This is a genomic window from Streptomyces sp. NPDC127177 (genome assembly GCF_042672475.1).
GTDB lineage: Bacteria > Actinomycetota > Actinomycetes > Streptomycetales > Streptomycetaceae > Streptomyces.
Map to the genome: position 1 here is coordinate 1 of NZ_JBHXUW010000127.1, position 3,043 is coordinate 3,043.

Sequence of the window (3,043 nt, forward strand, 5' to 3'; positions counted from 1 at the left end):
CGATCGCAAGGCGCGGAAATGTTCTCGTAGCGGAGCTACTAGGGCATTTCTGCAACGCCGCGAGCGTGCGTGCCAGGCGTCGCCGGGCAGGCGGGACTTTCAAAACACGCCCTAGCCCTTGCTGCGGGGGCGCCGCACGGCCCGGGTTGAGTACCCGGGCCGCCCGTACTGAGTACGCCGCCCGATCCCGCGCCGGTCCGCCGCTGCTCGAATGAGGCCATGGCTCCCGACGCACCGCGCCCCCGCATGCAGCACGTCACCAGTGCCGGCACCACGCTTGCCGTCACCCTGGCCCCGTTGGTGATCGGGGTCCTGCTGGCCCGGACGATGGCCCTGGACCCGCACACACCCGTGAACGCGCTGATCACGCGCGGCGGCCGGGGCGCGGGCGTCTCGCCCGCCGAGTGGCGCGGCTGCGGCAGGAACGCGCTCCGCCGGTGCCGCAGGACCTTGAGGCCCGGCGCCCGGCGCCCCCGCGCCGAAAACCGCTTTCCTCACCCGTACCGCATCCCTAGACTCACCACGAAATCCCGCGCCACCATCACGCCGTGGCGCGCACCGTGACCTTCGAGGGGAGACCTGCCGTGCGCTACCGCACCGCTGTCGTCGTTCCCCTGTCGCGGTACGAGGTGATCCTGGTGTCCACCGCCGCCCGGCGCCGGCTGCGCGGCCGGCCCCGGACACCCGTGACGAACACCTGAACCCTGCCTCAGTACTGACACCCCGTCATCGCCGCCGCTCGCTGCGCGGTACGCGGCGGTCAGGGGTTCCGCGGACCTGAGTACAGGCCGGCTGTTCGTCCGGGCATCGCGCCGTCTTCTTCCGGATCACCCCGAAGGGCCACGGACCGTGCGTACCGAACTGCACCGTCATCTCACCAGCACACTCACCGGCGTTCGCAATCTGGGCATCCTCGCCCACGTCGACGCGGGCAAGACCACAGTCACCGAACGGATCCTCTACGCCACCGGCACCACCCACAAACGCGGGGAGGTCCACGACGGGACGACCATCACCGACTTCGACCCGCAGGAGCGCGACCGGGGCATCACCATCTTCGCCGCCGCGGTGAGCTGCACCTGGGCGGGCCACCGGATCAACCTGATCGACACCCCGGGACACGTCGACTTCGCCGACGAGGTCGAGCGTTCGCTGCGGGTGCTCGACGGTGCGATCGCCGTGTTCGACGCGGTCGCGGGTGTGGAACCGCAGAGCGAGTCGGTGTGGCGCCAGGCCGACCGGCACGGTGTGCCTCGTATCGCGTTCGTGAACAAGCTCGATCGCGTCGGCGCCGACCTCGACGCCGCGGTCGCTTCGATCCGGGAGCGGCTGCACACGGTCCCGCTGGTGGTCCAGCTGCCGATCGGGGACGAGGAGCGGTTCACCGGAGTGGTGGATCTGCTGCGCATGCGGGCACTTGTCTGGGCCGAGGGCCGTGAGACGTACGAGGAAGGGGAGGTGCCCGATGCTCTGCGCGAGGAGGCGGAGCGGCGTCGACGGCTGCTGGAGGAGGCGGTGGCGGAGCTCCATCCGGTCGCCCTGGAGGAGTTCTGCGCGCGTTCCACGCTCTCCGCGGGCACGCTGGCCGAGGCGCTGCGCGATCTGACCCGTAGTGGTGAGGGCGTAGTCGTGCTGTGCGGTTCCGCCTACCGCAACCGCGGTGTCGAGCCGTTGCTGGAGGCCGTCGTGGCCTATCTGCCCTCTCCGCTGGACGTGCCGCCGGTACGCGGCACGCTCGGCGACACGGTGCAGGAGCGGGCCGCCGATCCGGCGGCTCCGTTCGCGGCGCTGGCGTTCAAGGTGAACGCGACGCCGACGGGCCGGCTGACGTATCTGCGGGTCTACTCGGGCACGCTCAGGAAGGGGGAGACGGTGCTGGACGCCGGGGCGCGGCGCAACGAGCGGGTGGGCCGGATCCTGCGGGTCCAGGCGGACCGTCATGTCGACGTGGACACGGCGGTGGCCGGGGACATCGTCGCGGTGATCGGCCTCAAGTCCGCCCGGGCCGGGGCAACCCTGTGCACGCCGGCTGCCCCGATGGTCCTCGAACCGCCGACCGTGGCCGATCCGGTGGTGTCCGTGGCGGTCGAGGCCTGCCGGAGCACCGACACCGAGCGGCTGATGTCGGCGCTGGTGCGGCTGGCCGAGGAGGATCCGTCGCTCGTGGTGCGCACGGACGCCGAGACGGGTCAGACGGTGCTCTCCGGCATGGGCGAACTCCATCTGGAGGTGGCGGCCGAGAAGATCCGCCGCGCCCACGGCCTGGAGGTCCGGGTCGGCCGGCCGCAGGTCGCCTACCGGGAGACGGTGGTGCGCGGGGTGTCGGGGCTGGTGCACCGGCACGTCAAGCAGGACGGAGGGGCCGGGCAGTTCGCCCATGTCGTCCTCGACGTCGAGCCGTTGGAAGCCACCGACGGCCATGGCGGCGAGGGCGGGGCGCAGTTCGTGTTCCGTTCGTCCGTCGTGGGCGGACGGGTGCCGCAGGAGTACGTCCGGGCGGTCGAGGCCGGCTGCCGGGACGCTCTGGTCGAGGGCCCCGTCGGCGGGCATCCGGTGACCGGGGTGCGGGTGACGCTGACCGATGGCGCCACCCATCCCAAGGACTCGTCGGAGATGGCGTTCCGCACCGCCGGCCGGTTCGCGCTCAGGGAGGCCCTGCGGGCCTGCGCGATGGCGGTGCTGGAGCCGGTGGCCGAGGTCACGGTCACCGTGCCCGACGACGCCGTCGGCGGGGTGCTCGGCGATCTGGCCGCACGGCGTGGGCAGGTGTCCGGCTCCACCGCACGGCCCGGCGCGGCGGTGATCACGGCGACCGTGCCGCTGGCCGAGCTGTTCGGTTACGCGACGCGGCTGCGCAGCCGGACGCAGGGGCGGGGCACGTTCACCACCCGGGCCACGGGGTACGCCCCGGCGCCGGCCCGGTAGCGCGCGGCACCGGCCCCGGGGGGGGGGGCCCCGCCCGGGCCCCCGGGGCCCATCCGCGGTGGGGGGCCCCCCCCCGCGCCCGCGCCCCCCCCCGGGCGGGACCCTCACGGCCGGTTCC

Annotated in this window: 3 protein-coding genes; all 3 read left to right on the plus strand. The window is 73.3% G+C overall.

All coding sequences use genetic code 11. The features are described from left to right. Positions 1-219: 219 nt before the first annotated feature. The 3 genes from ACFVJX_RS35950 to fusA all read left to right on the plus strand — a co-directional run bounded on the left by ACFVJX_RS35950 (position 220) and on the right by fusA (position 2,925). Positions 220-564 (plus strand): hypothetical protein, encoded by a 345-nt coding sequence (locus ACFVJX_RS35950; RefSeq protein ID WP_384136894.1) that lies wholly within the window; start codon positions 220-222, stop codon positions 562-564. Beyond that, positions 549-701, plus strand: a complete 153-nt coding sequence (locus ACFVJX_RS35955) for a hypothetical protein (protein ID WP_384136892.1) — start codon at positions 549-551, stop codon at positions 699-701. Before ACFVJX_RS35950 ends, ACFVJX_RS35955 begins: the two co-directional genes overlap by 16 nt. A gap of 148 nt (positions 702-849) precedes the next feature. Next, complete coding sequence (fusA, locus tag ACFVJX_RS35960; protein WP_384136890.1) at positions 850-2,925, plus strand: elongation factor G; 2,076 nt, start codon at positions 850-852, stop codon at positions 2,923-2,925. The last annotated feature ends 118 nt before the right edge of the window (positions 2,926-3,043 follow it).